Genomic DNA, 3,640 nt, shown 5'->3' on the forward strand with positions numbered 1-3,640 from the left:
GGAACATCAGCATCTTGCTATCAATTGCTTCACTGAGTCCTTTTTCGATTTGAATTTTCGCTGCCGCAATTCGTGCGGATTGCAGACCCGCTTTTGAGATTTTGGCTGCATTGGTGGTACTGACAGTTTTGGTTTTACCCGAACTTGTTGTTGCAGTAGATGCAGATTCACCAGTGCTCAAATTAGCATTCTCAGCGGTAATGGCGTTTTCAGTTTGGCTAACTGTCTCGCTTTCGTTACTAGCGTCCTGTTGTGTCGTAGCGAATTTAGCCGCACACTCAGTAAAACAGGTCTTATTGCGACAAACGTTATTCATAACGTTGCCAAATTTTTCACTGAGTTTGTTATGAATAAGCGAAATGTTGTCAGAACAAGAACTACACTCTTTAATCTGTTCATCACCGAGTAAATCAGCACTGATCAACGAAATTGCGCTTTGTTCAACCTGTGATACGGGGATCACTGTGCCAAATTCAGCGATTTTTTCTTCACGTTGCTTATCAAACCACGCTTGGCTTTTTTGCTTAAAACATTCGATATTTTTGCACGTACCCTCAGAGCCGCAATCCTCTGTATCTACAAAAAGGCTACTTTGAACCTCGCTGTTTGACGGACATTGCTGACAATCTGATTTATCGAACTTTGCTAAAGACAGTGACACACTGGCTTTGCCAACGGCTGACAACAAATCATCGTGGGTCATATCGCCTTTAACCAGTTTTTCTAAGTACTGTGTTTGCTGGTCGTCTGGCAGACCTGCGAGGATAGTAGCTGTTTTAAGCGCAATTTTATTATCGTCAAAGGCAATCATTGCATCGTCAATCAAAGCGGTAAGTAGCAAGCGGTCATTGACCTTTTTTGAGGTCATATTCAAGCGAACTGCAATGATTTCGGCTTTCGTTGAATCATCACCCTCTAGGATAGTGAAAAGGCGTTTAATGGCAGTACATTGGTCGGCTAACGATAAGCCTGAGCGATTGAAATTTTCCGCAAGATTAGCTTCGGTGGTTTGTGCTTCATCGGTATCTTTATCAAGCACAATGGCATTAATCTCAGTTTTGCCAAGCTGAGACATAGCTTCAAATCGTTTAAAGCCAGCTATCAACTCGTACTTGCCGTTATCGGTGGGCTTGACTGTGACAGCAGAGATTAAGCCTATACTGTTTATAGACGCTTTAAGCCCGTCAATATCGACCTGAGAAATTTTACGTCTGGTATTGGCGAAAGTCAGCACTATATTGGCTAACGGGATGGTTGCAACAGTTGCATCAAACTCTTTGTCTACATCATTGGATTCAACAGAAGTAACTTGCTCTGACTTTGTTTCTTCTGCCAATTCCATAGCGTCTTTATAAACACTCATTAATCTGTCCTCATTGGGGTGGTTTAGACAGATTTATAGTTACATGAGTCTGATGTACCGCTACTTTTTGAGAAATTAAAGTATGGGTAGTTATCGTTAACTTAACTTGATGTCGTCACGAAATGCTACATTTGATAATTGAATAAATAACCATGACGGCGTAAGTGCCAAGGCTTTATAAAACCTTCATTACGGCGTCACTAGCACCTGCTCAATGTCGTTCATTATGTTCTGAGATGAATCTTGAGTTTCAAAATCATCTTCTAAGTGTAGGTTGAGTTCCAGTTGGTCATTAGGCCTTACTCCTAGCAGCATGAGTTCAATCACATCCGTAAGATCAGCAGAGCGGTCATTTCTAGTATTCGTAAGAATTAGTCTATGGTTTGTTTTTTTTGCGATAAACTGAAGCTGATACGCATTCCGCATGTGTATTCTAGCGGTTTTAGCAAGAATATTACGGCAAAGAGGTTCTCTTAATACTGCGGTCATTGTTAATACTCAATCAATATATTTGATTGGTAATGTATTAAATATTTGCGAAATACAAGGATAAAAGGGGCAATACCATTGGTATAGTTTAAGCGTATGTTCTATCTATCAATTGAGTGGTTATGCACAGCTTGCCCCCATGGTTATGAACCGTTTTGGTGTATAACTTTTCTACTGGTTTAAAAATTGTCGAGCGGCCTCGTCGCAAATCTGAAACTCTTTTTTTAAATTACCTGATTCGAATGGATTGCTGTCTTCTGATGCATCTTTAAACCAGGCCTGGTATTGTTTGCTGTATCCCCTGAATTCTTCAATCGTTTGAGAAACATCGTCACCGTCAGGTTTTTCGTTTCTTAATTTTAAAGATGAAACAAAGAGTGCGTTTGGATCTATCTCAATAGCTTTGGGGGCTCCTTTGATGGAATTGGTAATGGTGAGCAATGACGCGCATCTTATTAATACGGTACCTACTATCTTCACATCCTTGGTATTATTGTATTCAGAAAGCATTTGCTCTACAGATTGATTAAAAGGGCTGCTTCCAAAAGCTGGAAGTGATATTGCGATAAGAAATCCCGTGCTTATTAATTTTTTCATAAAAATTTCCAAATCATTCCAAATATCTATTAATGTATAACGTGCACTTCTTACTTTAAGATGTCCCATGGCAACGTTGACCAACTGGACCTGTAAAATGAAAATCGAATATTGGCTCTATCATGATCATGTACAATATCGCTTCAATCTTAGCGACATCGGGGAGCCAGTGGATGTTTGGATTGATGATAATGATGCGGTAGATAAAACCTTTCAGTTTGGTGGTGAGTTAGGTATTAAACTGGTTGCACATCGTTTATATCAGAACGCTGGACGTTTAGGGTATTTTTCTGGGCCAGTCAATTGGCGCAGAGTGGGTAGACTAACTGAAGTTGAAAGTTGTATCTATGATGACAACGACCGATATCTTTTATTATGCTATTTATTGGACAATGAAGCGTATGTGGTAATTGATGAAGATGGAAAACCGCTCATGCAGTTACAATCCGCAAGCCTACCAATAACCCCCTGTTATTCTGAGGGTATCGAGAGTGGAGTGGTTATCGATATGGTAGGTGCAAAAACACAAAGTAAAAAAAAGGAGAGTAACCCAACTTTTTCAGGCAACCCTCCACCATCACCGTATTTATAAATTGTTAGATACAGTGACCTCTTCCTGATTTTTTTCGAACAATGCTTTCCATTCTTCCTCGGTAAAAATCTCTGTTCTGGCATCGTGAATGTTTGCATTGATCATGTTTGACTCCACCATTTTTACTTGACCACTATGGGCAAATAAATTCATAAATGTAGCCTTTCCTTTTGTTATGACTAAATCACCTTGGCAGGTCTTGACGATAGTTTCTCTAGAACCGATAGGAAACTGTGAGATACAATTTTGCGTCTCTATTAAAATAAAGTTTGGATAAACTTCACTAGCCTTGGCAAAAGCGAGCGTTTGGCTGTTATCGTAATCCCAACGGTAATATTGCCCCATCCGATGTAATGACGCTGTGAAAGTTTCTCTTGTCGTAACTTTAGAGCCAAAATATCGTTTTCCATTGACCCTTATAAAATCAGCATCCCACACTGATAAAATTGGTCTAACCCTGTCAAATGAGTCGTAATTACTTGGCATTACAAGCAGGTTGTTCGAATAGCTTTTTGACTTATTTTCCCCCAAAAGAGTCTTTTTTGCCCCATAGACTTCCACTTCACTGATAGGAGATTCAACATCCTGAGCTAATTTCC

General features: G+C 39.7%; 5 protein-coding genes. 1 reads left to right on the forward strand and 4 read right to left on the reverse strand.

Translation table 11 applies throughout. From position 1 onward, the window contains the following. The 3 genes from BIZ39_RS20715 to BIZ39_RS20725 form a co-directional block, all read right to left on the reverse strand. A partial coding sequence (locus tag BIZ39_RS20715) for a ParB/RepB/Spo0J family partition protein (RefSeq protein WP_187447950.1) occupies nt 1-1,363 on the reverse strand: 1,363 nt, incomplete at its 3' end. A gap of 189 nt (nt 1,364-1,552) precedes the next feature. Next, nucleotides 1,553-1,852, reverse strand: coding sequence for an HPr family phosphocarrier protein (locus tag BIZ39_RS20720; RefSeq protein ID WP_222936732.1), 300 nt, complete (start codon nt 1,850-1,852; stop codon nt 1,553-1,555). A 171-nt stretch (nt 1,853-2,023) separates the two neighbouring features. Continuing rightward, a complete protein-coding gene (locus BIZ39_RS20725; protein WP_222936733.1) occupies nt 2,024-2,449 on the reverse strand; it encodes a hypothetical protein in 426 nt (141 codons plus the stop codon). Nucleotides 2,450-2,516: 67 nt separating this feature from the next. Here BIZ39_RS20725 and BIZ39_RS20730 point away from each other — a divergent pair, with 67 nt between their 5' ends. Then, nucleotides 2,517-3,041 carry a hypothetical protein gene (locus BIZ39_RS20730; RefSeq protein WP_187447953.1) on the forward strand — a complete coding sequence of 175 codons (525 nt, stop codon included), beginning with the start codon at nt 2,517-2,519 and terminating at the stop codon, nt 3,039-3,041. Here the strand turns inward: BIZ39_RS20730 and BIZ39_RS20735 are convergent. Then, nucleotides 3,036-3,640, reverse strand: a 605-nt coding sequence (locus BIZ39_RS20735; protein WP_187447954.1) for a hypothetical protein, incomplete at its 5' end; no start/stop codon positions are given. The two genes, BIZ39_RS20730 and BIZ39_RS20735, sit on opposite strands and share 6 nt — an antisense overlap.

The sequence above is a fragment of the Alteromonas sp. BZK5 genome (genome assembly GCF_014349115.1).
In the GTDB taxonomy this organism is placed as follows: Bacteria; Pseudomonadota; Gammaproteobacteria; order Enterobacterales; family Alteromonadaceae; genus Alteromonas; species Alteromonas macleodii.